The following is a 25,914-nucleotide window of genomic DNA, read 5'->3' as shown; positions in this document are numbered from 1 at the left end:
TGGTCCGGACAGCGCAGGGCCCCGGAACCGGCGCAGGGGTCCCGGGGCCCGGTCAGAGGGCGGGCCGACTGGGCCCACCCGACGCGGTGCGCGGTGTCAGACGCGGCGCAGTACGGCCACCACCTTGCCGAGGATGGTCGCGTCATCGCCGGGGATCGGCTCGTAGGCCGCGTTGTGCGGCAGGAGCCAGACGTGGCCGTCCTCCCGCTTGAAGCGCTTGACGGTGGCTTCTCCGTCGAGCATCGCGGCCACGATGTCGCCGTTCTCGGCGACCGGCTGACGGCGGACCGTGACCCAGTCGCCGTCGCAGATGGCGGCCTCGATCATCGAGTCACCGACGACCTTCAGGACGAACAGCTCTCCGTCGCCGACGAGCTGGCGGGGGAGGGGGAAGACGTCCTCGACGGACTCCTCGGCGAGGATCGGGCCACCGGCGGCGATACGGCCGACCAGCGGTACGTACGACGCGGCCGGCTTGCCCGCCGTGTCCGTGGGCTGCACGGAGGCGGCCTGGTCGGAACCGCGCACCTCGTAGGCACGCGGGCGGTGCGGGTCACGGCGCAGGAAGCCCTTGCGCTCCAGTGCCATCAGCTGGTGTGCGACGGAAGACGTGCTGGACAGGCCGACGGCCTGGCCGATCTCGCGCATCGACGGCGGGTAGCCGCGCCGCTGCACCGAGTCCCTGATCACCTCGATCACGCGACGCTGGCGGTCGGTGAGTCCGGAACTGTCCGCCCGGATGCCGGGAGGTCGTCCTGGCAGGGAGCGCTTGTGCCCCTCCGGGTTCGTGGCTTCGTTCATCGCGTGCACCGGCTCCAGTCGGCCCTGGGAGCGGTCCTGAGCAGTGATGGCGGCACTGTCTGCGGTGGTGGTCACGTCGGCCCCTCTCGATGGTCTCCCTGCTGGACAACGGTAGTTGCTTTCGAAAGGTTGCGCCAAACACACGTTCGAGTGAAAAATCGCGAATCGGCTGACGCGATCATGTGTCCGGGTGTATTGGCTACCGCTCCACCTGGCGGGCAAAAGCGCCCATTGCTGTACTCTTCACCGCCGGGGTGATCGCCTCGGGGCTGTTGCCCCAGTCTGCCATCCGGCATTCTCCTGCCCCGGGACCAGCCCTCATCTGTGCGGGAGTCCCACGTCCCCTCCTCGCGGCGCCCACGGTATCTCCGCATATGCCGCAGCGATACGGGTGTGCGTGAACGGATGTGCTGGAAGGTGTGTGGCCGGGCGTGTTCGCGGTACTGCTGCGGGCGTACGAGGCCGGCGCGGCCGGGTCGGTCGCGCGTCACCTGCGGCTACGCGCGCGACACGCGCGTACGGCGTGCATGTATGAGCCAATCCCCACATCTAGTGGTTGGATTGCAGCAGCAGCCCACAAGTTGTGGTCCCCCGGGTCTTCGCGCCCATGGTCATCGCCTATGCTTGGGGCTGCTTCGTGGGGCGCAAGAGACCCAGCGAGGCTATTGAGTCTGCTGTGAGGAGGGTTGGAGTTCATGCACTGCCCCTTCTGCAGGCACCCCGACAGCCGTGTCGTCGACAGCCGTACGACCGACGACGGCACGTCGATCCGCAGGCGCCGCCAGTGCCCTGACTGCTCCCGTCGTTTCACGACCGTGGAGACGTGCTCGCTCATGGTGGTCAAGCGGTCCGGAGTCACCGAACCCTTCAGCCGTACCAAGATCATCAATGGTGTGCGCAAGGCGTGTCAGGGACGACCCGTCACCGAGGACGCGCTCGCCCAGCTCGGCCAGCGGGTCGAGGAGGCGGTGCGGGCCACCGGAAGCGCCGAGCTGACCACCCACGACGTGGGGCTGGCCATACTCGGCCCGTTGCAGGAGCTCGATCTCGTCGCGTATCTGCGATTCGCCTCCGTCTACCGGGCGTTCGACTCGCTCGAGGACTTCGAGGCGGCCATCGCGGAGCTCAGGGAAGAGACGGGACGCCCCGAAGCGGACGACGGAGACCGCGACGACGCGGGGGCGGGGAGCCAGGAAGACGACCGCGGGCCCGGAGGGGCGACACACGTCCCCGAGCCCGCAGGCGCCGCCGACTGACCGGCGGGCCGGACCCGGACGGCAGCTCCGGGCCCGGCCGGGCGGCGGCGATGTGAAGACCTGTTGCGGGCGATGTGAGTGGGCGCCCGGAACACCAGACAGAACACCGTGCCACGGGAACAACGGGGCACTTCAGGGCGTTTTCGCCCGTACAGGGAGGCGGCATGACAGAGACGGCGAGTGGTCCGGCACGGAGTTCCCGCGCCAAGAGCACCAAGGCGAGCAAGGGCCTGCGTATCGAGCGCATTCACACCACCCCTGGGGTCCACCCGTACGACGAGGTGGCCTGGGAGCGCCGTGACGTCGTCATGACCAACTGGCGCGACGGCTCGGTCAACTTCGAGCAGCGCGGCGTCGATTTCCCCGACTTCTGGTCGGTGAACGCGGTCAACATCGTCACCAGCAAGTACTTCCGCGGTGCCGTGGGCACCCCGCAGCGCGAGACCAGCCTCAAGCAGCTGATCGACCGCATCGTGAAGACGTACCGGAAGGCCGGAGAGGACCACAAGTACTTCGCCTCGCCCGCCGACGCCGAGATCTTCGAGCACGAGCTGGCGTACGCCCTCCTGCACCAGATCTTCAGCTTCAACAGCCCTGTCTGGTTCAACGTCGGCACCAAGCAGCCCCAGCAGGTCTCCGCCTGCTTCATCCTGTCCGTCGACGACTCCATGGAGTCGATCCTCGACTGGTACAAGGAAGAGGGCATGATCTTCAAGGGCGGCTCCGGTGCCGGCCTGAACCTCTCCCGGATCCGTTCCTCCAAGGAACTGCTGTCCTCCGGCGGCAACGCCTCCGGCCCGGTCTCCTTCATGCGCGGTGCCGACGCCTCCGCAGGAACGATCAAGTCCGGTGGCGCCACCCGCCGCGCCGCCAAGATGGTCGTCCTCGATGTCGACCACCCGGACATCGAGGACTTCATCGAGACCAAGGTCAAGGAAGAGGAGAAGATCCGCGTCCTGCGCGACGCGGGCTTCGACATGGACCTGGGCGGCGACGACATCGCGTCCGTCCAGTACCAGAACGCCAACAACTCGGTCCGCGTGAACGACGAGTTCATGACGGCCGTCGAGCAGGGCGGCCAGTTCGGTCTGCGGGGCCGGATGACCGGCGAGGTCATCGAGGAGGTCGACGCCAAGTCGCTCTTCCGTAAGATCGCCGAGGCCGCCTGGGCCTGCGCCGACCCCGGCATCCAGTACGACGACACCATCAACAACTGGCACACCTGCCCCGAGTCCGGCCGGATCACCGCGTCGAACCCGTGCAGCGAGTACATGCACCTGGACAACACGTCCTGCAACCTGGCCTCGCTGAACCTGATGAAGTTCCTGAAGGACGACGGCAAGGGCAACCAGTCCTTCGAGGCCGAGCGCTTCCAGAAGGTCGTCGAGCTGGTCATCACCGCGATGGACATCTCGATCTGCTTCGCGGACTTCCCGACCCAGAAGATCGGCGAGAACACGCGCGCGTTCCGCCAGCTCGGCATCGGCTACGCCAACCTCGGCGCCCTGCTGATGGCCACCGGCCACGCCTACGACTCCGACGGTGGCCGCTCGCTCGCCGGTTCCATCACCTCCCTGATGACCGGCACGGCGTACCGCCGCTCCGCCGAACTCGCCGCGGTCGTCGGCCCGTACGACGGCTACGCCCGCAACGCCGACGCCCACAAGCGCGTCATGAAGCAGCACTGCGACGCCAACGACAAGGCCGTCCGCATGGACGACCTGGACACCCCGGTGTGGGCCGCCGCCAGCGAGGCCTGGGGAGACGTGCTGCGCCTCGGCGAGAAGAACGGTTTCCGTAACTCCCAGGCGTCCGTGCTCGCCCCGACCGGCACCATCGGCCTCGCGATGTCCTGCGACACCACCGGTGTCGAGCCCGACCTTGCGCTGGTCAAGTTCAAGAAGCTGGTCGGCGGCGGCTCGATGCAGATCGTCAACGGCACCGTCCCGCAGGCCCTGCGCCGCCTGGGCTACATGGAAGAGCAGATCGAGGCGATCGTCGCCCACATCGCCGAGCACGGCAACGTGATCGACGCCCCGGGCCTCAAGCCCGAGCACTACGAGGTGTTCGACTGCGCCATGGGCGAGCGGGCCATCTCCCCGATGGGCCACGTCCGCATGATGGCCGCGATCCAGCCGTGGATCTCCGGCGCCATCTCCAAGACGGTCAACATGCCGGAGACGGCGACCGTCGAGGAGGTCGAGGAGATCTACTTCGAGGCCTGGAAGCTGGGCGTCAAGGCGCTCGCGATCTACCGCGACAACTGCAAGGTCGGCCAGCCGCTCTCCACCAAGAAGTGGGAGGAGAAGGCCGAGGAGCCCGCCGCCGTCGAGCCCCAGATCGAGAAGGTCGTCGAGTACCGCCCGGTCCGCAGGCGCCTCCCCAAGGGCCGTCCCGGCATCACGACGTCCTTCACGGTCGGCGGCGCCGAGGGCTACATGACCGCCAACTCCTACCCGGACGACGGTCTCGGCGAGGTCTTCCTGAAGATGTCCAAGCAGGGCTCGACCCTCGCGGGCATGATGGACGCCTTCTCCATCGCGGTCTCCGTCGGCCTCCAGTACGGCGTCCCGCTGGAGACGTACGTCTCGAAGTTCACGAACATGCGGTTCGAGCCGGCCGGTATGACGGACGACCCGGACGTGCGGATGGCGCAGTCGATCGTCGACTACATCTTCCGCCGCCTGGCGCTGGACTTCCTGCCGTTCGAGACGCGCTCCGCGCTCGGCATCCACTCCGCCGAGGAGCGCCAGCGTCACCTGGAGACCGGTTCGTACGAGCCGAACGAGGACGAGGTCGACGTCGAGGGCCTGGCCCAGTCGGCGCCGCGCGCCCAGGAGCTGAAGGCCGTCTCCGCGCCGAAGAACGAAGAGACGGCCACGCCCGCCCCGCAGCAGGCCCACACCAGCGCCGAACTGGTGGAGATGCAGCTGGGCATCCAGGCCGACGCCCCGCTGTGCTTCTCCTGCGGTACGAAGATGCAGCGCGCCGGTTCCTGCTACATCTGCGAGGGCTGCGGCTCTACCAGCGGTTGCAGCTGACGCCGAGCGCCTGAGCCGATGACAGAGGGGCACCGCCTTCGGGCCGGTGCCCCTCTTGTCGTCACGGGCCGCGGACGTCGGAGAGCCTGTCCCGTACGCCGTCCAGCCCCGAACGGACGGTGTCCTGGTCGCCGATGTCCAACCCGTGCGTGACCTCGTACCAGGGGCCAGGCGGTGCCAGAGACGGGAGCGTTCGCGCAGCGCCGGCGGTGCCGCGTAGGCAGTGGCGCAGGCCTCGGCGACGCCGGTGAGGTGCGGTTGAGCGCCCATGCCAGGTCGATGGCGGGGTCCCCGATGTGCGCGTCGCCGAAGTCGATGACGCCGGTGAGGGCACCGTCCTGGGCCAGCAGGTGCTCAGGTCCGAGATCCCCGTGGACGAGGGCCTCGGTGGGCAGCGCGACGACGGCCTTCAGCAGGTCGGAGGCGGGGGCGCGCCGATCCGGCGGCAGGAGGGGCAGCACGCGAGCCCGGAAGTCGTCCGCCAGGGCGGCGCGTTCCCGGAGCACTTCCCGCGCGGGCGGCACGCCGCGTCGCACGGCCTCTTCGGTGTCTGCACTGTGCAGTGCCCGCAGGAACAGCCCCAAGACGCGTCCCTGGGAGGCGTCCGGCTCTGCCAGGGGTTCGCCCGGGACCAGGGCGTGCCGCACGATGAGCGGATCGCCTGCCAGGATATGGGGCACTGGCACAGCGAGCGGCACGTACGGCGCGAGCCATGGCAACAGGCGGGTCTCCGTCCGAAGTTGCCGCTCCACATCCGGGCGGCGGGGACGGCGTTCGACCCAGCGGCCGTCGACCAGCCGGGCCTCGCAGTCCCAGCCGTCCGGGAACACCCGGTTCACCCCTGGCTCCTGCGGGCTCGCGGTGGAGACTCAGGGCCGGTGTGCGGCACCCATCGTCCTGGCGAAGTCCACCGGGTCACCCTCGAAACCACGGAGGCCGGGGTTGAGGTCCCAAGGACCGGAACCCTCACGGACGAACTCCGCGACCGTCGCCGCCGTGGCCCCCAGAACACCCCCGAAGTCGTCCTCGGCCAGGACGGTGTACCCCTCGCGGATGCGCAGTCCGGGGTTCACCACACTGACGAAAGTGCGCTCCGCCGGGCGCTGCTGGATGACGACACCGACCACCACGCGCGCGTACCGGCCGTCGAGCCGGTCGAGTTCCAGCGTCATGACCTCGTCGTAGCCGAAGCCCTGGCCGTCCTTGCTGTCCCGGTTGAGATAAATGGTGCCGTCGGGGGAGCGGCTGTCGAAGTGCACCACATAAGCGGGATCGCCGTGCGGATCGTCCGCCGGATAGGTCGCCGCGACGAGGTCCAGGTCGGTGGACGGCTGCCCCGCCGGACTGGGATCCCACCGCACCGCGATCTCGACCTTGCGAAGCCCCTTGTTGAGCCCGTCCACCAGCGTCCCCTTCCCCGCACGACCCGCCCGTCCGCCTCAACTGCCGGGCACTCACGACTGCTTGTCCATCCTGCCACGCGTGCGGGTGTGCGCGCCGGAGAGCGGCCCAGCCGAGAGTGACCGGCGCCACGCTCCGTGGCCTTACCATGGCGCGGTGCTGGTCAAGTGGATTCGCTGCACCGTGGTGGACCGCCGCGGTTTCGAGCGGGGGCAGCGGAAGTGGGCGGGGCTTCTGGGGGAGCCGGGGTTTCGGGGACAGGGGGGTGGCTGGAGCCGGGGGCGGCCGGACGTGGCACACATCTTCGCGTTCTGGGAGAGCCGCGCCTTCTACGACTCCTTCATGGCCCGGTCTCACGACCGGCTCGCGTCGGCCCAGTCGGGCACGTTCAAGGACGCCCAGGTCAGGCTCTTCGACTACCGCTTCGACGTGAAGACCGGCTTCGAACCGCGCTTCACGGACGCCGACCTGCTGCGTGTGGCGCTCTGCCGGGTCCACGAGGAGCGGGTCGAGCACTTCGTGCTGATGCAGGAGAAGGTCTGGAACCCGGCGATGGCCGGCTCGCCCGGCATGGTGCGCGGGCTGTTCGGGGAGGCGCCGGGGAACGAGTTCATGGTGCTGTCGATGTGGCGGTCGGCCGCCGAGCACGGCAAGTACCGCACCGAACGCGTGGAGCGGCTCGCCCTGCGGGCCCAGACGGAGGCGGACGTGGCGGCGCTCACCGGGGACGTCGTGGACATGGAGCCGAGCTGGACGGTCTGACTGCGGGCGGGTCGGACAGCTCCGGACCGATTGATCCCGGTCGGACAGGTGTGCGACCGGCGTGATCTGTGGTGCAGGATGTGTGTGACCTACGTTGTATGGGCGCGGTACCAGTGCTCGACGGGCCCTCACCCGATCTAGGGTTTTGGCATGGCACGACCACGGCGCATCGTCCTTGTCCGGCACGGCGAGTCAACGGGCAATGTTGATGACTCCGTGTACGAGCGTGAGCCCGACCACGCCCTGGCGCTGACCGAGCGGGGCCGACGGCAGGCGGAGGCGACGGGCGATCAGCTGCGCGAGCTCTTCGGCGGCGAGCGCGTCAGCGTGTACGTCTCCCCGTACCGCCGCACCCACGAGACGCTGCGCGCCTTCCGTCTCGACCCCGGGCTCATACGGGTGCGCGAGGAACCCCGGCTGCGCGAGCAGGACTGGGGTAACTGGCAGGACCGGGACGAGGTCCGCCTGCAGAAGACCTACCGTGACGCCTACGGCCACTTCTTCTACCGCTTCGCCCAGGGTGAGTCCGGCGCCGACGTCTACGACCGGGTCGGCGGCTTCCTGGAGAGCCTGTTCCGCAGCTTCGAGGACCCCGACCATCCGCCGAACGTCCTGATCGTCACCCATGGTCTGGCCATGCGGCTGTTCTGCATGCGGTGGTTCCACTGGACGGTCGCGGAGTTCGAGTCGCTGTCGAACCCGGGGAACGGCGAGGTGCGGATGCTCGTTCTGGGAGACGACGGCAAGTACACGCTTGACCGGCCGTTCGACCGCTGGCGAGATCCCGAGCCCTACGGGATCACCGGATAGAGTGGCAGGGCGATGACCGCTGACTCCTCCCCCGACGTGCGCCTGGACCGCGCCCTGGCCAGCCTGCGCGGACTGTCCGTCGGGGACGCCCTGGGCTCCCAGTACTTCGTGCCGGTGAACTACCCGCTGCTGAAGCGCCGCGAAGTGCCGTCCGGGCCGTGGCAGTGGACGGACGACACGGAGATGGCCGGCTCCGTCGTCGCCGTCCTGGTCGCTCACCACCGCATCGACCAGGACGCCCTGGCCCGCTCCTTCGCAGAGCACCACGATTTCGACCGGGGCTACGGTCCCGCGGTCAACCGCCTGCTGCGGCTCGTCCGGGAGGGCGGCGACTGGCGCGAACTCGCCGCCGCGCTCTTCAACGGACAGGGGTCCTGGGGCAACGGCGCCGCGATGCGGATCGCCCCGCTGGGCGCCTGGTACGCGGACGACCCGGAGCAGGCGACCCACCAGGCGGAGATCTCGGCCTACATCACCCACCAGCATCGCGAGGCCGTCGTCGGCGCCATGGCCGTCTCCGCGGCCGCCGCGTTCGCCGCCGCCCCCGGCGGGCCGCCCGGTGCCGAGGCCCTCCTCGACGGGGTCATCGACCTGGTACCGAAGAGCGCGGTCGGCGCGGGACTGCGCCGGGCCCGGGACATGCTCGACTACGGCGACCCGGCCACGGTCGCGGCGGTACTGGGGTGCGGACGGCGGACGACCGCGCACGACACCGTGCCCTTCGCCATCTGGTCGGCAGCGCGAAGCCTCGGCGATTACCAGCAGGCGTTCTGGACGACCGCCCAGGTCGGCGGGGACGTCGACACCACCTGCGCCATCGTGGGCGGCGTGATCGCCTCGGGGAAGGCGGGGGCGCCGCCCGCCGAGTGGGTGGAGCGGACGGAGCCGCTGCCGGACTGGGTGCCCGCGTCGGTCTAGCGGTCAGAACCCTCCCGCGTCGGTTCAGCGATCACACCCGCATGCATCGGTCTCGGGGGCATCGACCTGGAGATCAGAACTCTCCGTACATCTCGGGAACTCTCCGTGACCGTCTGCTCGTTGTCGTGACATCCGCTGTGCCAGCCAGGAGGCCGCACACACCGGAGATACGTGCAGGGAGCGCGAAGGGGGTGATCATGGAGGTCCTGCTCGCTGTTCTGATCCGCTGGTGGGACGCGTTCGCACGCCGCTTGGGACATGAGCGGACGGCCGGACCGCTGCCCTCACCGCCCGTCCCCCCGGCACGGTGCGGCCAACCGCGGCCGGTCGCGGACCGGCCCGACAGTCGCCGGCCGGCCTGTTCGCGGACCGCCGGCGAGCCGTCGAAGCCGTCTCGCGATGCCTTGGCGTCAGCCCAGCCCCGGCCCGGCCGAGCCGGAGAGCGCCTCCAGGTCGCTCTTGCGGACCCGGATCACCAACCAGGCGGTGGCCAGGGCGAGGACGGCCATCGCCGCGGCCGGGATGAAGGCAGCGGAGATGCCCTGGGCCAGCACCTCGTGCCCCCACGGCGCGGGCAGCTGATGCGTCCTGGCGAACTCCGCCTTCTGCTCCGCGGAGCCCTCGGCCATGAACTGCGGAAGCTGCTTCTCCGCCTCGTCCCTGGTCGCCGTGCCGAAGACGGTCGTCAGGATGGACAGACCCAGCGATCCGCCCACCTGCTGCGTGGTGTTGAGCAGCCCGGACGCGGCGCCCGCCTCGTGCTGGGCGACACCGGAGACGGCGGTGAGGGTGAGCGTCACGAAGTTCAGCCCCATGCCGAAGCCGAACACCAGCATCGGACCGAGAACTCCGCTCACGTACGAGCTGTCGGAGCTGATGAGCGCCTGCCAGGCCAGTCCGATCGCCGCGAGCGCCGAGCCAAGCAGCATGAACGGCTTCGGGCCCAGCACCGGCAGGAACCGCTGCGACAGGCCCGCACCGAGCGCGATCACGACCGTCACGGGCAGGAAGGCGAGCCCTGCCTCGATCGGGCTGTATCCGAGCACGTTCTGCACGAACAGCACGATGTAGAAGAACATGCCGAACATCGCCGCCGCGAGGCTCAGCATGATCACGTACGTGCCCGAGCGGTTCCGGTCGGTGAACATCCGCAGCGGGGTGATCGGCTCCTTGGCCCGGGACTCGATGATCCCGAAGGCCACCAGCAGGACCACCGCGGCGGCGAAGGACCCGATGGTGAGGCCGTCCCGCCAGCCCTCGTCCGCCGCCCGGATGAAGCCGTAGACGAGGGACGCCATGCCCGCGGTCGAGGTCACCGCGCCGGCTATGTCGAAGCGGCCGGTGTGCCGTTCGGACTCGCCGATGTAGAGCGGTGTGAGCACGGCGATCAGCACGCCGATCGGCACGTTCACGAAGAGCACCCAGCGCCAGTCGAGCCACTCGGTGAGCATGCCGCCCGCGAGCAGGCCGATGGCACCACCACCCGCGGACACGGCGGCGAAGACCCCGAAGGCCCGGTTGCGCTCCGGCCCCTCGGGGAACGTGGTGGTGATGAGCGCCAGCGAGGTGGGCGACGCGATCGCGCCTCCCACGCCCTGGAGGACCCGTGCGGCCAGCAACTGCCACGGCTCCTGGGCGAGCCCGCCGAGCAGCGAGGCGAAGGTGAAGAGCAGGATGCCGGTCATGAACACCCGGCGGCGCCCGAGGATGTCACCGGCGCGGCCGCCGAGGAGCAGCAGTCCGCCGAAGGTGAGTGTGTAGGAGCTGACGACCCAGGTGAGGTCGGTGGTGCTGAACTTGAGCGCGTCTTGTATGTGCGGGAGCGCGATGTTCACAATCGTCGCGTCGAGTACCACCATGAGTTGGCAGGCCGCGATGACGGTGAGCGCGATGCCGGGGCGTCCCTCCCGGCGTGCCGCACCTGGCTTCTGTTCCTTGAGCAATGGAGAGGTTGTCACTATGGGTCCCCCACGAGTGCATTAGTGAACGCTCGCGTTCACTGTCGCGTCAACGGTAGTGAGTCCCCGACAGTGAACGCAAGCGTTCACTCGCGGCGTCGTGCGGTACGTCCCCCTTTGCCGCCGTCCGGCGCGCCCCCCATCCCCGAAATCCCCGCTTCATCTGCTCCTTGGAGAGAGTCCGATGGTTACCCCGAGCTGGGCGGATGCCCCCGCTCAGACGGCCGCCCGCCGCCGCGGCGCCGTGCTCGAACGCGCGATCCTCGACGCCGCGCTGGATCAACTCAGCACCGTCGGCTGGAACGGCCTGACGATGGAGGGCGTCGCCGCCGGTGCCCAGACCGGAAAGGCCGCCGTCTATCGGCGCTGGCCGTCCAAGGAGGATCTCGTCGCCGACGCCCTGCGTGCCGGACTGCCGCACTTCGACGCGGTGCCGGACGAGGGCAGCGTGCGTGAGGACCTCTTGGCGCTGTGCCGGAGGGCCCGCGACGCGATGTTCTCCCGTCCAGGTTTCGCGCTTCGCTCGGTGATTCACGAGTGCGACACGACGCAGGCCGAGCGCTTCCATGCCGTGATCTTCGAGGGTGTCGTGGAGCCCACTATCAAGATGCTGCGGGAGGTCATCGAGCGCGGGATCAAGCGAGGCGAGGTGCGTTCCGACGCTGCGAACGGGTATGTCTTCGACGCCATCCCGGCGATGATGATGTACCGCTCCAAGATGTGCGGCTGCGAATGGCGTGACCAGGAAGTCGAGGAGATGATCGACCAGTTGATGGTTCCGCTGCTGCGGTCGAGCGGCGCCTGACAGGGGTCGGCGAAGACCGTGGCATCGCTGGGGCCGACCGGGGTGTCGCGGGCGGTTCCGGGCGGCGTAACCTAGGGTCGCCATGCCGTACGAACCGCCTACTCACACCGTCGAGCGCTCCCTTCGAGCCACGACCGGAGCGAAGATCGTTGCAGGTGTCGACGAGGTGGGGCGCGGCGCGTGGGCCGGTCCCGTCACCGTCTGCGCGGCGATCACCGGACTGCGCCGGCCGCCCGAGGGTCTCACCGACTCGAAGCTGCTCACCATCAAGCGACGCACCGAACTCGCCGAGGAACTGCGGAAGTGGGTGACGTCATACGCCCTGGGCCACGCCTCCCCGGAGGAGATAGACGACCTGGGGATGACGGCCGCGCTGCGGCTCGCCGCGGGACGTGCCCTGGACGCCCTGCCGGTCCGCCCCGACGCCGTCATTCTCGATGGGAAGCACGACTATCTCGGTGCACCCTGGCGGGTCCGCACGGTGATCAAGGGCGACCAGTCGTGCGTGGCGGTCGCGGCGGCCTCGGTGATCGCCAAGGTCCAGCGCGACAAAATGATGGCCGAACTGGGTATCGACCATGCAGACTTCGGTTTTGCGGACAACGCCGGGTACCCCTCACCCGTGCACAAGGCCGCACTGGCGGAGCGGGGCCCCACCCCCTTCCACCGGTTGTCGTGGGCGTATCTTGATGCGCTGCCCCAGTGGCGGCACCTCAAGAAGGTCCGCAGCTTGACGGACGGAAGCGTTCCGGAAATCGAGGGTCAGCTCGGCTTCGATTTCTGACGGTTTCGTTCGCACGCATGCGCCACCCGCCGAAGCGGGCCGTACCAACGTTTGATAAATATCAACCCATGCCTCTCATTCCCGAGGAGCCTCAGATTCACGAGAGTGCCCAGGGTCCCCGCGCCACTCCGGCCAGCGGCCGCACCGCGCCGACCCCTCGCCCCGTACCCGGCCCCCGTCCCGCGGCTCCGTCGCGTCCCGGTCGTCCCGGTCCTCTCCGGCCCGCGCCGCCGGCGCAGCGCACGCCGCGTGACGCGGCCGCCAAGCCCGGTCCGTCGGGCCCCGCAGCCGGTGCCGCCGCTCCGGCCGCCCCGCAGATCCAGCTGATCCCGGCTTCCGCCGAAGGCGCGCTCGACGCCGCCGAGGAGGCCGTGGACCTGCTCCTGGACGCCGGTCGCGCCCCCGGCGACGTCCTGGTGATCACGACCGGCGAACAGCACCCGTGGGCCGCCCACGAGCTGTCCTTCGGCGAGACCTCCTACTGGGCTCAGCACGATGCCGGTGACGACGTCTTCTACACGGATGCCACCGTCGCCGGCCGCGCCGCGTCTCGTCCGGTGGTCGTGGTCGCCGTCAACGGCGGTGCCGAGGCCGCAGCCGCAAGCGCCCTGTCCCTGGCCCACTCCCGGGCCACCGCCCTGCTGATCGTCTGCGGTGATCCGCAGCGGATCAACTCGGTGCTGGGTACGAGCGTCTGAGCCGGTGCCGCGGCGTCCGGTCGGGCGCCCTGGGCTGACTTCAGGCGCCGCTGCGGCGGCTGTGCACGGAGGGTGGTTCGGCGTGCCCGGAGGGCTGGACGCCGTGGTTGCGTGCGGTCCTTCCCGGGTGGCCTCAATGCCGTTCGGAGGGCGTTCCGACTGTCGGTCACCGGAAAAGGTGGTGAGCCGTACGACGGGGTACGGCCCCGAGTCCGTGCGGAACGGCCTGTCCAGGGACGGTCTGCCCAGTGGCCTCAGCGTGCCGCCGCAGCGCGGCGCAGCACCTCGGAGGCGGCGCCGCCGGTGCGCGGCAGCGGCGGCGGTGCCTCCGACGTGGCGAACGGCTCCGGTTCCGAGGCCGAGTGAGGGCGGCGTCCGCCGCGGCCCTCGCCGAGCACCTGCCAGCCGTCACGGGTCAGCGTGATGAATGCCCCGCAGCGCAGCCCGTGCAGGGTGCAGGCGTCGCGCAGCCCCCACATCCACGCGCCGTCCTCCTCCGTCCAACGGGCGTCGCCCTCACGGCAGTAGAGGAGCACGGCGGTGCGTACCGGTGTCCGGCGCCGCAGGTCGTGCGGAATGATCCGGCGCAGCTGCGCCAGCAGCACGTTGCGGAACATCCAGCCGTCGGCCGGGGCAGGTCGGCGGACGAACGAGGCACTCGCCCGCAGCCGCTCGTCCGGGTCGAGCACGGCGATGACAGCGGTCGCCGGCTGCGGGTGGTGCCGGGCGTGCAGTCCGCTGACGACTTCACGGGGGTTTCGGAGCAGCGGGATCCCGGCGGCGGCCCATTCCGCGGGTTCGAGCAAGCGGTTGGCGGAAGCGGCGGATGTCGACGCCGCTGCCGAGGCCGGAGCGAATCCGAAGGTCACGGTCCTCCCTTCGGCTACGCGCCCACACTGCGGGCGGGGTCGGATTCTGGGAGCGCGCACCGCAGCGAAGCCCTACCGGATCGGCGGTCGTGCCGTGCGGGAGCGGACCTCAATTCTTCCTGTCGAACTTGAATGCGGCAACGAGCAATTGGGTCAGCCGACCGTTATCAGATGATGCGCGGCTAATATCCCCACCCTGTGCGTCACCGGGCCACCCATGGGGCGTTCGAGCACGACACGTTCGTACGTCACGGGGGTGCGCGGCGTCCAGAGGTGTGCGCGACCGGGCAGGTGGCGGTGCCCGGTCAGAGGGCCGATGGCGGGCAGGGCGGTGGCGGCTGTCGCTCTCGACGCTCGGTCAGCCCTGCACGGCCAGCACCAGCGGCAACACCCCCTGCGCACCGGAGCGTCGGAGCATGCGGGCCGCGACCGCGAGGGTCCAGCCGGTCTCCGTGTAGTCGTCCACGAGGAGGACCGGGCCCTGTGCCTCGGCGAGGGCGGACGCGAGGGCCGGCGGCACGGTCAGTGCCCCGTCGAGCGCCTTCAGCCGCTGGGCGCTGTTGCTGCGGGGCCCCGGGTACACGTCGCCCGTGTACTCGACGGCGCCCAGCAGCGGCAGCCGGCCGACTTCCGCGATGCGCGCTCCCAGGGAGTGGATCAGCCGGGGCCGTGTGCGGGAGACGACGGTGACGACGCCCGCCGGGCGAGGTTGCGGATCCGACGCGCCCGGGGCCCAGCCGCCGGGTCCCCTGGCCCAGTCGGCCAGCACGCCCACCACGGCCTTCGCCACGTCGTCCGGCACGGGCTCGTCGGGGGCCTGGGCCGCGAGCATGGGCCGCAGCCGGTTGCCCCAGCCGATGTCCGACAGGCGCCCCAACGCACGCCCCGGAGCGGCCTGTTCCCCGGCCGGGATACGTCCCTTGAGGTCCACTCCGATCGCCGGCAGCCCGGTCGGCCACATCCGGCGCGGCTCCACCTCGACACCCGCCCGCCCCAGGTCCACGCGCGCGGCGTCGAGCGCCTCCACGGACGTGTCAGCGGCGAAGCGCGGGCCCGCGCAGTTGTCGCAGCGACCACACGGCTTGGCGGCCTCGTCGTCCAGCTGGCGCCGCAGGAACTCCATCCGGCAGTCCGCCGTCGACGCGTACTCGCGCATCGCCTGCTGCTCGGCCTTGCGCTGTCGCGCCACCCACGCGTACCGCTCGGCGTCGTACGTCCAGGGCTGCCCGGTCGCGATCCAGCCTCCCTTGACCCGCTTGACCGCCCCGTCCACGTCGAGGACCTTGAGCATGGACTCCAGGCGGGAGCGGCGCAGCTCCACCAGGGGCTCAAGGGCGGGCAGCGACAGGGGTTTCTCCGCGTGCGCGAGGATGTCGAGCGTGCGACGCACCAGGTCTTCCGAGGGGAAGGCGAGCGACGCGAAGTACTCCCAGATCGCCTCGTCCTCCTTCCCGGGGAGCAGCAGCACCTCGGCGTGTTCCACACCGCGTCCCGCACGGCCCACCTGCTGGTAGTAGGCGATCGGGGAGGAGGGCGACCCGAGGTGCACCACGAAGCCCAGATCGGGCTTGTCGAAGCCCATGCCGAGCGCCGAGGTGGCGACCAGCGCCTTCACCTTGTTGGCGAGCAGATCCTCCTCGGCCTGCTGACGGTCGGCGTTCTCCGTCTTGCCCGTGTACGAGGCGACCGTGTGCCCGCGCTGCCGGAGGAAGGCGGTGACCTCCTCGGCGGCGGCGACGGTGAGCGTGTAGATGATCCCAGAACCCGGCAGTTCGTCGAGGTGTTCGGCGAGCCAGGCGATCCGGTGCGCGGCGTCCGACAGCCGGAGCACGCTCAGGCTCAGGCTGTCCCGGTCCAGCGGACCGCGCAGCACGAGGGCGTCCGAACTGCCGCCGGTGCCGAGCTGTTCCGCGACGTCGGCCGTCACGCGCGCGTTGGCGGTGGCGGTGGTCGCGAGCACCGGCACACCGGGCGGGAGGTCGGCGAGCATCGTGCGCAGCCGACGGTAGTCGGGCCGGAAGTCGTGGCCCCAGTCGGAGATGCAGTGCGCCTCGTCCACCACCAGCAGCCCGGTGGCGGCCGCGAGCCGGGGCAGCACCTGGTCCCGGAAGTCCGGGTTGTTGAGCCGCTCAGGACTCACCAGCAGGACGTCGACCTCACCCGCGGCGATCTCGTCCTGAACGGCGTCCCACTCCTCGGTGTTGGAGGAGTTGATGGTCCGGGCATGGATGCCGGCCCGGGCCGCTGCCTCGACCTGGTTCCGCATGAGCGCGAGCAGCGGGGACACGATCACGGTCGGACCGCTGCCCTGGGCCCGCAGCAGCGAGGTCGCCACGAAGTAGACCGCGGACTTGCCCCAGCCCGTGCGCTGGACGACCAGGGCGCGGCGTCTGTCGGCGACCAGTGCCTCGATGGCCCGCCACTGGTCCTCGCGCAGCCGGGCCGTTCCCGAGACGTCCCCGACGAGACGGGCGAGGACAGCGTCGGCCGCCGCCCGGAGATCCGCGTTGCTCGTGTGCTCCATGCGCTCCATACAACAGGACGGCACTGACAGCGCGAGCGGTGCACGAGGTAATCAGGCTCCTCGCCGTTCGAGTGACGTGTCCCTGATCGGAGTTATCCACAGGGTCAAGCGGAGCTTCGGATTCCGCGAGATCGTCTCCGCATGACGAACCACAGCGAAGCGACTGGATCCTCTGAAAACGGCGACATCACCGGGCCCGACGGGCACGGCAGGCACAAGGACGGTGGACAGGAGAAGCGGGGGAGCGACGCGAAAGCGGGGCCACACGTCCCAAACCCCGCGCACGACGGCCACGGCGGCGAGCACCAGGTCACCCTGCGCACCCCCGCCGAGCTGGCCGACGCCCTGCCGTATCTGCTCGGATACCGCCCCGAGGACAGCATCGTCCTGGTCGCCCTGCACGACAGGGACGGACGCGGGCGGTTCGGGGGCCGGGCCCGGCTCGGCATCCCCGCCAACGCTGACGACTGGTCGTCGGCGGCCCGGCAACTGGCCCACGGGCTGGTGACAGGCAGCGAGCGCCGAGGCGCCCGCCCCGAGTCGATGGTCGCCTTCCTCTGCCAGGAACCGGAGAAGGGCGAGTCCGGCCGACAGATCATGGAGCGGCTGAGGCCGCTGGCCCACAGGCTGCGCGTGGAGTGCGGCTCCCTGGACGTGACGGTGGTCGAGGCGCTGTGCATCTCCGATGGCCGCTACTGGTCGTACTGCTGTGACAACGCGGCATGCTGCCCGCCCGAGGGAGCCTCCATGGGCCTGCCCGGCACATCGGTGCTGGCCGCCGCTGCCACCTACGCGGGGATCCAGGTGCGCGGCACGCTCCGGGAGTTGCGGGCCCGGCTGCTCCCCTGGGAGAACGCCGCCGCTCTCGAGCAGGAGAGCGCCCTGGACACCGCCAGCCTGGCGCTGGTCCCGAGGATCCTGGACGACGCCGGCCGCGCCGACGTGGCCGACGAGACACTGGAACTGGCCGGGCGGATCCTGGACCGCTTCGCCGGGGCACAGCCCGTCTCCGGCATGCTCCTGGCGGATCTCCGCGACGATGAACTTCTCCGGCACGACGAGGCAGCCCGGTTGATCCTCGGCCTCCAGGACCGCGCGACCCGTGACCGGGCGGCTGAGTGGATGGAGGGCGACGAGGCCGGACACGCCCTTCGCCTCTGGCGGTCGCTGGCCCGCCGCTGCGTCGGACCGTACGGCGAGCACGCCGCGGCGCCGCTCACTCTCGCCGGCTGGGTCGCATGGTCCACCGGCGACGAACTGGAGGCCCGGGAAGCCCTTGCCATGGCCCTGAGCGCGGATCCTGACTACCTCTTCGCCCGTCTCCTCCACCAGGCCTGCAACGAAGGACTCGACCCGGAGTCGATCCGCAGCTGCCTGCGCGCGGAGCGCGAAGGCCGTGGGCGCCAGGGAGCCGCCGGTTCGACGGCTCGGACCGACGGCTTGAGTGCCCGGGCGGGCGGTTCCCTGGCTGGGGTGGATGAGTGTGTCGAGCGGGTGGGCGGCTCCCTGGTTCCGGCGGAAGAGCGTGTCGAGCGGGCGGACGACTCCCTGGTTCCGGCGGAGGACTGCGTCGAGCCGGTGGGCGGTTCCCTGGCTCGGGCGGACAACTGCGTCGAGCGGGCGGACAGCTTCCGGGCTGTGGCGGACGACTCGGCCGGGCGGGTGGACAGCCCCGTCGCGCAGCAGGACAGCTCCCCGGCTCGGTCGGACGCCGACGAGGTCGCCACGGGCGAGGCAGCCGCGCCCGAGTTCGAGCCGGAGCCCGCAGGCGCGTCCACGGCGGTGCCCCCACGTCGTCGACGCCGTACCCGTTCCGCCGGTGCCGCCGGCGCGGCCCAGGGCGGTATCCGCACGGGAGACCGTGTCCCGAGCGCCCGGGCTCCCCGTCGGCGTACCCCGACCGGCACTACGCGCCCTGCCGGTGCCGCAGAAACCGGCACACGTACCGGACGAGCGACCGCGGGTACTGCACGGGCCGGTAGCGCACGCACGGGCGGCACACGTGCGCGTACGCCGGGGAAGGCGGCCATGCCGTGCCGGGACACGGGCCAGGAAGGCGTGCAGCCCGGCCAGGGCCCGGAGGGGGAGGAGTGAGTGTCCTTCTGGTGGCCTCGACGCCTGGGGCGGGGACGCGGGCGTGACCCGGAGCAGGTTCACGCCGTTCACCTGAGTGGCGGAACGCCTGGACGGGGCGTGACGCCGCACCGCCCCTGCCCCGTCGGAGCCCTCCGGCACCGGCGCCGAACCCGATCGAGGCGCACAGAGCGCAGAGGAAGCCTCTCCATGCATCAGCCGACTCCGCCCTCCTCCGCCGCTGACGACCGCCACACCCCGGACGGGCCCCCACCGCCCCGCGGTTCGGGCCCCGGCCTGCCCGGGGCCCGGGCGCCGCGGACGGGGGACCACGATGCCCCTCCGCGGCCGGCGGCACGTGTCGACGGGTTCGGGCCCAGGTTCCCCGGGGGTGCCTCACCCGCCGTGCTGCCCACCGGCCCGGACTCGTGCCCGCCCTCGACACCGGACCGAGGCCGTCCGTCACCCCATGGGGCGGGCCAGAGCCGTCGCATGGCTTCCGGATCGGGGTACGGCTCGCCCTCGCCGCACTTGGCTCAGAGCCGGGGCCCCTCCGCCACCGGGCAGCCCGCCGCGCCTCCCCGGGGCGCCACGATCCCCGGACTGCGCTGGTCTGCCGACCTGCCGCCCGCACACACCATGATGATCTGCGTCGCGCTTCCCGGCCTGGCCATCTCGACGGAGGGAGGGCAGATGACCGGCCGGGGTCTGGAAGGGTTCTACCGCTCAGGCCGGCGCGTGCTCTCCCGGTGCGAGATCCGCGTGGCCGGACGGGAACCGCTCGCCGTGCAGGCCCGCATGGCTGCGGCCGACCGCGCCAGATTCGTGGGCACGCTCCGCACGTCGTCGCAGGCAGGCCCGGATCCGGACGTGGTCGTGGAACGCAACCGTCTCGCGGACGGCACGGAGAGGATCACCCTGCACAGCGCGGCTCCCCGCCCGCTGCGTCTGCCGGTCGAGGTCTCCCTGGGCACGGACCTGGCCGACCTCGGGGCGATCGCCTCGGGCCGCGCCGGACCCGAGCTTCCCGCCAGTGTCCACGACTCCGGCCTGCGCTGGTCCTGCGCCACCGGCAACGCGTCCGTCTCGGCCGCACCGCCTCCCTCGGACGCCCTGGCCTCGGCCGGGCTGCTGCGGTGGGAGCTCGACCTGCCGCCGGGCGGCAGCAGAAGCGTGGAACTGCGGGTGCGGCCGGATGGCGCCGGTCCCCTCCGAGCCATGGGCCGCGCGGCGACCAGCCCCCTCGCCGCCGCGCGAGCGGAAGGCGACGACCCCAAAGTCCCCGCACTCCTGAGGACGAGCATCGAGGACCTCCAGGCCCTCCTGCTGCGCGATGCGGCGAACCCCGCCGACACCCACCTCGCGGCCGGGGCGCCCTGGCGCTGCGGTCTGGCCCCCGCCGACGCGCTCGTGGCCGCCCGGATGGCCCTGCCGCTCGGTACGGGCCTGGCAGCGGGGACGCTGCGGATCCTCGCCCGTACCCAACTCACCGGCCCGGGAGCACAGTCCGGGATGATCCCCGGCCCGAGACGGGACGCAGGCCCACACCTTCCGCCGCAGTGCACCGGTACGGAGGCCACGCTGCTCTTCCCCGCACTGCTCGCCGAGTCCCGCCGATGGGGCCTGGGTGAGCAGGAGACGGAGGAGCTGCTGCCCGCCGCCGAGCGCTGTCTGACCTGGCTGCGAACCACCGTGGGCGACGGCACGTACCTGCGCGACCCGCACCCCGGCGGTCCCGTCCGCTGCGAGACACAGGCCCACGCCCACCGTGCCGCGCTCCTCGGCGCCGACCTGCTCGACGCCTGCGGCCGCACGGGCGGACCGGCACTCCGGCAGTGGGCGCAGGCCATACGGACCGCCTTCCGCAGGGACTTCTGGGTCGACGACCTCGGGGGCGGCCGGCCCGCGGCAGCCCGTGCCCCGGACGGCAGGCCCGTGCCCCATCTGGGCGCGGCCACCGTCCACCTCCTCGACACCGGCCTGCTGGGCGGGGGAGCCTTGGCGCCCGGTCTGCTCGACAAGGTTCAGACCGGGAACCTCGCCCGACTCCTCGGCAGCCCTGTCATGGACTCGGGCTGGGGCCTGCGCGGACTGGGCGCCAAGGAACCGGGATTCAATCCGTTCGGCCACCGCGCCGGGGCCGTACGGGTCCAGGAGACCGCACTCGCCGTCGCGGGCCTGGCCGCCGCAGGCTACGAGAAGGAGGCGACCTCGCTGCTGCGCGGCGTACTCGCGGCCGCCGAGACCTTCGCCCACCGGCTGCCCGACATGTACGCGGGGGAACAGCGCACGGAGGGGAGCGCTCCCCTCCCGCACCCGGCGGCCTGCCGCCCCGCGGCCACACCGGCGGCCGCCGGAGTGCTGCTGCTGACCACGCTCGTCGGCATCCGCCCCGACGCCCCGGCCGGGACGGTCACCCTGCGCCCCATGCGCAGCGCGCCCCTCGGCGAGATCGGCTTCACGGGACTGCGGATTGCGGGCGCCCCGTTCTCCGTGCGGGTCAACCGGCTCGGCCTCGCCATGGTCGAGGAAGCGGCCGACGGACTTCAACTGGGGGTGTGACCTGGTACGACGTTCAACCGCCGGACAACCGGGCCGGACAGCGGAGTCCATATCCGACCGGAGTGGATCAGTCGCCGATGCGACCGGCGAAAGGAGTGCTTATCGTCAGGCAGACGACTATGATCGCCGCATGCCCTACGACCCGTCAGCGTTTCCGCCCTTTGCCGTCACCGTGGACCTGGTCGTGCTGACCGTGCGCCGCCATGCCCTGTGTGCGCTGGCGGTACGCAGGGGCGAACCGCCGTTCCAGGGGCGTTGGGCGCTCCCCGGCGGCTTCGTACGGGCCGACGAGGACCTGGCGCAGGCCGCGGCACGCGAGCTGGCCGAGGAGACCGGGCTGCGCGTCCACGACCCGTCCGTCCCCGCCCAGGACAACGGGGCACACCTGGAACAGCTCGCCACCTACGGCGACCCCAAGCGGGACCCCAGGATGCGGGTCGTCAGTGTCGCCCACCTCGCGCTCGCTCCCGATCTGCCCGCGCCCAGGGCAGGTGGCGACGCCAGCAACGCGCGCTGGGCTCCGGTGGAGGAACTGCTGCAGCAGGGCGGCTACGGGCGTGACGCCGAGCCGGTCGCGCCGCTCGCGTTCGACCACGCGCAGATCCTGTCGGACGGAGTGGAGCGTGCTCGCTCCAAGATCGAGTACTCGTCCCTGGCCACGGCCTTCTGCCCGCCCGAGTTCACCGTCGGAGAGCTGCGCCGCGTCTACGAGGCGGTGTGGGGCGTGGCGCTCGACCCGCGCAACTTCCACCGCAAGGTCACGGGCACACCGGGCTTCCTCGTCCCCACCGGAGGGACGACCACCCGCCAGGGCGGCCGCCCGGCTCAGCTCTTCCGTGCCGGTGGCGCGACTCTGCTCAACCCCCCGATGCTGCGCCCCGAGGTCTGACACGGGTCCGGAATGCCACGCTGCCGCGGCCCGGACAAGGGTGATCGTCGTGCCCTGGACAGGCCTTGCGCTGCCCGAAAAACCGGACATAGCGCGCTATCTTGCTGCGGGTGATCCAGGCCATCGGACTGACCAGCAACCCCCGCAAAGAGCTTCCGCCCGCAGCCGACGACGTCACCTTCGAGGCGCGAGCGGGCCGCGTCACCGCGCTGCTCGGAGCACCCGGCGCAGGCAAGACGACAGTCCTCAGACTCATGCTGGAACTCCAACAGGGCCGGGGCATCACCTACTTCCGGGGACGCCCCCTGCACCGCATCGCCCATCCCTCGCGTGAGGTCGGTGTGCTGCTGGGCGACCTGCCGGGGCACCCGGCCCGCACGGTCCGCGGTCATCTGCGCATGCTGTGTGCCGCCGCCGGGGTCCCCGTCCGGCGCGCCGACGAAGTACTCGAGGCGGTCGGGCTCGAGGGCCTGCGCGACGAACGCCTCGGCACCCTCTCACGCGGCATGGACCGCCGCCTGGGCCTGGGCTGCGCCCTCCTGGCCGACCCGCACACGCTCGTCCTGGACGATCCCGCCGACGGTCTGTCCGCCCGCGAGAGCCACTGGCTGCACGGCATGCTGCGCGCACACGCCGCCCAGGGCGGCACGGTCCTATTCACCACCGCCGACTCCAAGGAGGCCGCGCGCACCGCCGACCGCGTCGTCACGTTGGAACAGGGCAGGCTCGTGGCCGACCAGGAGGCCGCGGAGTTCTCGCGCACCCGCCTGCGCCCCCGGGTTGCCGTACGCAGCCCGCACGCGGCCCGCCTGGCGGCTCTGCTGGCCAAGCAGGCCCGCACCGCTCAGCGCTCCGTCGAGGTCGTACGAGAAGGCGGCAACCGCCTCTCCGTGTACGGCAGTACCTGCGCGGAGATTGGCGAGACGGCGTTCCGTCACGGCATCGTCGTCCACCAACTCGCCGACGAAATCGGGGACATGGGCCCCGGGGCGGGAACAGCACAGGCAGGCGAGCCGCATGGCGGCCGCGGCCCCGGCCTGGGCAAGGCAGGGCAGATGGCGGGCGAGTTGCACAGGGCCGGCGCAGCGCGAACGTCCGCCGAAACGCTGGAGCACGTCGGCGTGGAGCCGGAGTGCGCGGGTGCCGAGTCAGGGCATGTCGCCGATGCGCACCGGGCGACCGTTGCGCCGCAGGCTTCCAACGGTGAGCCGCGACCCACCCTCGACGCGTCGAAGCCGGCCCCGGTCACAGCCGATCCCGTGGCCGGGGCCACCGAGCCGCGACCCCCGGTTGAGCCACGACCCACCGTTGACGCACCGAAACCGGTCGCCGAAGAGCCGCTGCCCTCCGCCGGGCACGCGCAGCCCGCCGCAGAGGCGCACGAGCGTCCGGACGTGTCCTCGGCCGGCCACCCGCCCCATGCCGAGGCCCGCCCTCAGGGGACGACGACACCGCGCCCGTCCCACCCCGCCGACGCCCGCACGGCACGCACGCTCGACGCACTTCCCCCTCTGCCGCCTCCCATCTCCGTCCGCCCCGCCCCCAGCCCCCTTCGCCCGCTCCGCTACGAGATCCGCCGAGCCGCCGGGATCGGCACCGGGTTCATCACCGGGGCCGCCGTGCTCGTCGTCTCCGCCGTGACCGCCGTCGTGCTCGCCCGTATCGGGCACACCCCGCAGCCGCGCCTGCTGGCCGCGTGGCCACAGGAGCTGCCCCTGCCCCCCGCGGCGCTCGGCGCGGGGCTGCTCGGCGCGCTGGCTTTCGGCGACGAGTTCCGCCACCCCGTCCTGGCCGCGGACCGCGGCACCGTGCCCCGCCGGCTGGGGTTGCTTGCCGCCAAACTGCTCGTCGCCACGGCCACCGCGCTGATGCTGGCCGCCCTCACCGTCGGCTGCGACGCCGAGGTGCTCTATCTCGTCTACGGACGGGAGCTCGCCCAGGTTCCCGCCGACTGGCTTTCGCTCAGTGCGAGTTGGATCGGGCTGGTGGTCGGCTGCGCCTGGGCGGGCGTTCTGGCCGCAGGCGTCTTCCGTTCCACCACGGCCGGGCTCGCCGCCGTGGCCGCCGTGCCGCTCCTCGTCGTACCCGCGGTGCACAAGGTCCTGGAGGGGCCGTCCGTGCGGACCGCGGCGGGACTTCCCATGCGGCTGCGCGAGGCTCTGCTGCCGCGATGGCCCTTCGGGGGAGAGCGCTACCTGGAAGCCGCGCTGAGCATGATCTCCCAACCTGTCGGCGGTGCACTGACGTTGTCGCTGACCGCACTGCTCTGCGCGTATCTGCTCAGCGCACTGCGGAGCCGGTTCCGGTGACGACTGTCCGTAACCCTTAGTCCGGCCATGCGCACAACTCCCCGCAGAGCGCCCATTTCTTTCCGATAAGGCGTCAATTGCGACGGGGTGAGCGATCACCCTTTCGTGTGCTTTTCACCAAAGACCTCAAGGGAGTTGGAGACGGCGCCGACAAAGGATGCGTGAGTACCCTTGCGCACACCATGATGACCGCCGCCCGCTCCGCTGACACCGGCCTCACGAGCCCGGGCGAACTCGACCGCTACCCCTACGCAGAGGCGCCCGCCGTCGACCGCGTCGGTGCCCCTGCCTGGGACGGCGGGGACCCCGAGCTTGGCCGGGTGGGCAGGCGCACCGCGGGCAGCCGCGGCCGCGGGCTGCACGGCCAACTCGTCCAGCAGCTGGGTCAGATGATCGTCTCCGGCGACCTGGGCGCCGACCGTCCGCTGGTGCCCGAGGAGATCGGCCAGCGGTTCGAGGTCTCCCGTACCGTCGTCCGCGAGTCGCTCCGTGTCCTGGAGGCCAAGGGCCTGGTGAGCGCCCGCCCGAACGTCGGTACGCGCGTGCGCCCCGTCAGCGACTGGAACCTCCTCGACCCGGACATCATCGAGTGGCGGGCCTTCGGGCCACAGCGCGACGACCAGCGCCGCGAGCTGAGCGAGCTGCGCTGGACGATCGAGCCGCTCGCCGCCCGCCTCGCCGCCGGGCACGGGCGCGAGGACGTCCAGCAGCGCCTGACGGACATGGTCGAGATCATGGGGCACGCGATGGCCCAGGGTGATGCGCTCACCTTCTCCCGCGCCGACTCCGAGTTCCACTCGCTGCTCATCCAGGTCGCCGGCAACCGCATGCTGGAGCACCTCTCCGGGATCGTGTCCGCGGCCCTCCAGGTCTCGGGCGGTCCGGTCACGGGCTGTGACCGGCCGAACGAGGCGTCGCTGGCGCACCACGGCCGCATCTGTGACGCCCTCGCCAGCGGCGACGGAGCCGCGGCCGAGGCGGCGATGCGGCAACTCCTCACGGTCCACCCCGAGGTGGAACGCGTGGTGCCCGCCCCGCGCGAGCACTGACCGCGTTCCGCGGGCGGCGCGGCCGGGTGTGCCACCCCCCTCCTGTGGCAGTGCCCGTACGGTGAACCGCCTCCCGTCGGACCCCGCGGGATCCTTGCGATCCCGCGGGGTCCGACGGCGCGAAGGGGCCGCAGATCCGCTGGAGCGGCCAGGTAACAGCCAGGTGCGGCCCTCTTTGCCCGCATCTGATCGCTTTTGATCGCTTACGGGGTGTGACTCGGGCCACGCGAATTGGGCGTAACGCTCGCGGGATGAACGCGATGACCTAAGAGGTGACAGCCGCGGAGGGAATACAGACGCCGTTCACGGCGCTGTGCATCTTCCCGGCCCCGCCCGCGCCGTCGGCCCACCCCCAAAGCCGGCGGTCGGCTCCTGTCCACTGTGGACGGGACCGGAAGCCGTTTT

Annotated in this window: 19 protein-coding genes; 13 read left to right on the top strand and 6 right to left on the bottom strand. The window is 71.3% G+C overall.

The annotated features are described in order from the left end of the window. Positions 1–96 precede the first annotated feature (96 nt). Entirely contained in the window at positions 97–876 is a 780-nt protein-coding gene (gene lexA / locus ACIBNA_RS22950) for a transcriptional repressor LexA (RefSeq protein WP_030845416.1), read from the bottom strand. A 620-nt stretch (positions 877–1,496) separates the two neighbouring features. Between lexA and nrdR the strand changes: the two genes are divergently transcribed. Together nrdR and ACIBNA_RS22940 are read left to right on the top strand one after the other, a co-directional pair. Continuing rightward, complete coding sequence (gene nrdR / locus ACIBNA_RS22945) at positions 1,497–2,057, top strand: transcriptional regulator NrdR (RefSeq protein WP_274820278.1); 561 nt, start codon at positions 1,497–1,499, stop codon at positions 2,055–2,057. Between the two features lie 164 nt (positions 2,058–2,221). Continuing rightward, positions 2,222–5,098 carry a vitamin B12-dependent ribonucleotide reductase gene (locus ACIBNA_RS22940; protein ID WP_399166998.1) on the top strand — a complete coding sequence of 959 codons (2,877 nt, stop codon included), beginning with the start codon at positions 2,222–2,224 and terminating at the stop codon, positions 5,096–5,098. Here the strand turns inward: ACIBNA_RS22940 and ACIBNA_RS22935 are convergent. After that, on the bottom strand, positions 5,056–5,928 hold the full coding sequence (locus ACIBNA_RS22935) for a phosphotransferase (RefSeq protein WP_399167047.1): 873 nt from the start codon (positions 5,926–5,928) through the stop codon (positions 5,056–5,058). The genes ACIBNA_RS22940 and ACIBNA_RS22935 overlap by 43 nt on opposite strands. Before the next feature lie 39 nt (positions 5,929–5,967). Continuing rightward, the gene (locus tag ACIBNA_RS22930; RefSeq protein ID WP_399166997.1) at positions 5,968–6,501 is read right to left on the bottom strand and encodes a TerD family protein; all 534 of its coding nucleotides are present in this window, start codon (positions 6,499–6,501) and stop codon (positions 5,968–5,970) included. Between the two features lie 154 nt (positions 6,502–6,655). On the opposite strand from ACIBNA_RS22930, the gene ACIBNA_RS22925 reads away from it, so the two are divergent. The 3 genes from ACIBNA_RS22925 (at position 6,656) to ACIBNA_RS22915 (ending at position 8,989) form a co-directional block, all read left to right on the top strand. Next, positions 6,656–7,261, top strand: a complete 606-nt coding sequence (locus tag ACIBNA_RS22925; protein WP_307177836.1) for a YdbC family protein — start codon at positions 6,656–6,658, stop codon at positions 7,259–7,261. A 150-nt stretch (positions 7,262–7,411) separates the two neighbouring features. Next, positions 7,412–8,071, top strand: a complete 660-nt coding sequence (locus ACIBNA_RS22920) for a histidine phosphatase family protein (RefSeq protein ID WP_399166996.1) — start codon at positions 7,412–7,414, stop codon at positions 8,069–8,071. A gap of 12 nt (positions 8,072–8,083) precedes the next feature. Then, positions 8,084–8,989, top strand: a complete 906-nt coding sequence (locus ACIBNA_RS22915) for an ADP-ribosylglycohydrolase family protein (RefSeq protein WP_399166995.1) — start codon at positions 8,084–8,086, stop codon at positions 8,987–8,989. A 410-nt stretch (positions 8,990–9,399) separates the two neighbouring features. On the opposite strand, the gene ACIBNA_RS22910 is transcribed toward ACIBNA_RS22915, so the two are convergent. Then, positions 9,400–10,947, bottom strand: coding sequence for an MFS transporter (locus tag ACIBNA_RS22910; protein WP_399166994.1), 1,548 nt, complete (start codon positions 10,945–10,947; stop codon positions 9,400–9,402). A gap of 184 nt (positions 10,948–11,131) precedes the next feature. Here ACIBNA_RS22910 and ACIBNA_RS22905 point away from each other — a divergent pair, with 184 nt between their 5' ends. From ACIBNA_RS22905 to ACIBNA_RS22895, 3 genes are all read left to right on the top strand, one after another. Beyond that, positions 11,132–11,752 (top strand): TetR/AcrR family transcriptional regulator, encoded by a 621-nt coding sequence (locus ACIBNA_RS22905; protein ID WP_399166993.1) that lies wholly within the window; start codon positions 11,132–11,134, stop codon positions 11,750–11,752. Positions 11,753–11,834: 82 nt separating this feature from the next. Beyond that, positions 11,835–12,536: a ribonuclease HII gene (locus ACIBNA_RS22900; RefSeq protein WP_274820286.1), complete on the top strand. Its 702-nt coding sequence runs from the start codon at positions 11,835–11,837 to the stop codon at positions 12,534–12,536. A 68-nt stretch (positions 12,537–12,604) separates the two neighbouring features. Next, positions 12,605–13,234, top strand: a complete 630-nt coding sequence (locus ACIBNA_RS22895) for a hypothetical protein (protein ID WP_399166992.1) — start codon at positions 12,605–12,607, stop codon at positions 13,232–13,234. A 254-nt stretch (positions 13,235–13,488) separates the two neighbouring features. Here ACIBNA_RS22895 and ACIBNA_RS22890 read toward each other — a convergent pair whose 3' ends face one another. After that, positions 13,489–14,103, bottom strand: coding sequence for a hypothetical protein (locus ACIBNA_RS22890; protein WP_399166991.1), 615 nt, complete (start codon positions 14,101–14,103; stop codon positions 13,489–13,491). 358 nt (positions 14,104–14,461) lie between these two features. Beyond that, positions 14,462–16,627, bottom strand: coding sequence for a RecQ family ATP-dependent DNA helicase (locus ACIBNA_RS22885; RefSeq protein WP_399166990.1), 2,166 nt, complete (start codon positions 16,625–16,627; stop codon positions 14,462–14,464). 141 nt (positions 16,628–16,768) lie between these two features. Here ACIBNA_RS22885 and ACIBNA_RS22880 point away from each other — a divergent pair, with 141 nt between their 5' ends. The 5 genes from ACIBNA_RS22880 (at position 16,769) to ACIBNA_RS22860 (ending at position 25,509) form a co-directional block, all read left to right on the top strand. Next, the gene (locus ACIBNA_RS22880; RefSeq protein WP_399166989.1) at positions 16,769–18,721 is read left to right on the top strand and encodes a DUF4192 domain-containing protein; all 1,953 of its coding nucleotides are present in this window, start codon (positions 16,769–16,771) and stop codon (positions 18,719–18,721) included. 621 nt (positions 18,722–19,342) lie between these two features. Then, positions 19,343–21,262 carry a glycogen debranching N-terminal domain-containing protein gene (locus tag ACIBNA_RS22875; protein ID WP_399167046.1) on the top strand — a complete coding sequence of 640 codons (1,920 nt, stop codon included), beginning with the start codon at positions 19,343–19,345 and terminating at the stop codon, positions 21,260–21,262. Between the two features lie 130 nt (positions 21,263–21,392). Then, on the top strand, positions 21,393–22,151 hold the full coding sequence (locus ACIBNA_RS22870; protein WP_184989227.1) for an NUDIX domain-containing protein: 759 nt from the start codon (positions 21,393–21,395) through the stop codon (positions 22,149–22,151). Between the two features lie 110 nt (positions 22,152–22,261). Continuing rightward, positions 22,262–24,460, top strand: a complete 2,199-nt coding sequence (locus tag ACIBNA_RS22865; protein WP_399166988.1) for an ATP-binding cassette domain-containing protein — start codon at positions 22,262–22,264, stop codon at positions 24,458–24,460. A gap of 161 nt (positions 24,461–24,621) precedes the next feature. Further along, positions 24,622–25,509, top strand: coding sequence for a FadR/GntR family transcriptional regulator (locus ACIBNA_RS22860; RefSeq protein ID WP_399166987.1), 888 nt, complete (start codon positions 24,622–24,624; stop codon positions 25,507–25,509). Positions 25,510–25,914 lie beyond the last annotated feature (405 nt).

The sequence above is a fragment of the Streptomyces sp. NPDC050164 genome, assembly GCF_044459945.1.
In the GTDB taxonomy this organism is placed as follows: domain Bacteria; phylum Actinomycetota; class Actinomycetes; order Streptomycetales; family Streptomycetaceae; genus Streptomyces; species Streptomyces coeruleorubidus_A.
The sequence above is the reverse complement of the archived record's forward strand: the minus strand, read 5'-3'. Positions and strand labels throughout refer to the sequence as shown.

What these genes read in the sequence shown, in the direction of transcription:
- nrdR (WP_274820278.1), top strand. Translation starts at nt 1,497, where the DNA reads ATGCACTGCCCCTTCTGCAGGCACCCCGACAGCCGTGTCGTCGACAGC.
- ACIBNA_RS22940 (WP_399166998.1), top strand. Translation starts at nt 2,222, where the DNA reads ATGACAGAGACGGCGAGTGGTCCGGCACGGAGTTCCCGCGCCAAGAGC.
- ACIBNA_RS22920 (WP_399166996.1), top strand. Translation starts at nt 7,412, where the DNA reads ATGGCACGACCACGGCGCATCGTCCTTGTCCGGCACGGCGAGTCAACG.
- ACIBNA_RS22915 (WP_399166995.1), top strand. Translation starts at nt 8,084, where the DNA reads ATGACCGCTGACTCCTCCCCCGACGTGCGCCTGGACCGCGCCCTGGCC.
- ACIBNA_RS22905 (WP_399166993.1), top strand. Translation starts at nt 11,132, where the DNA reads ATGGTTACCCCGAGCTGGGCGGATGCCCCCGCTCAGACGGCCGCCCGC.
- ACIBNA_RS22900 (WP_274820286.1), top strand. Translation starts at nt 11,835, where the DNA reads ATGCCGTACGAACCGCCTACTCACACCGTCGAGCGCTCCCTTCGAGCC.
- ACIBNA_RS22895 (WP_399166992.1), top strand. Translation starts at nt 12,605, where the DNA reads ATGCCTCTCATTCCCGAGGAGCCTCAGATTCACGAGAGTGCCCAGGGT.
- ACIBNA_RS22885 (WP_399166990.1), bottom strand. Translation starts at nt 16,627, where the DNA reads ATGGAGCACACGAGCAACGCGGATCTCCGGGCGGCGGCCGACGCTGTC.
- ACIBNA_RS22880 (WP_399166989.1), top strand. Translation starts at nt 16,769, where the DNA reads ATGACGAACCACAGCGAAGCGACTGGATCCTCTGAAAACGGCGACATC.
- ACIBNA_RS22875 (WP_399167046.1), top strand. Translation starts at nt 19,343, where the DNA reads ATGATCTGCGTCGCGCTTCCCGGCCTGGCCATCTCGACGGAGGGAGGG.
- ACIBNA_RS22870 (WP_184989227.1), top strand. Translation starts at nt 21,393, where the DNA reads ATGCCCTACGACCCGTCAGCGTTTCCGCCCTTTGCCGTCACCGTGGAC.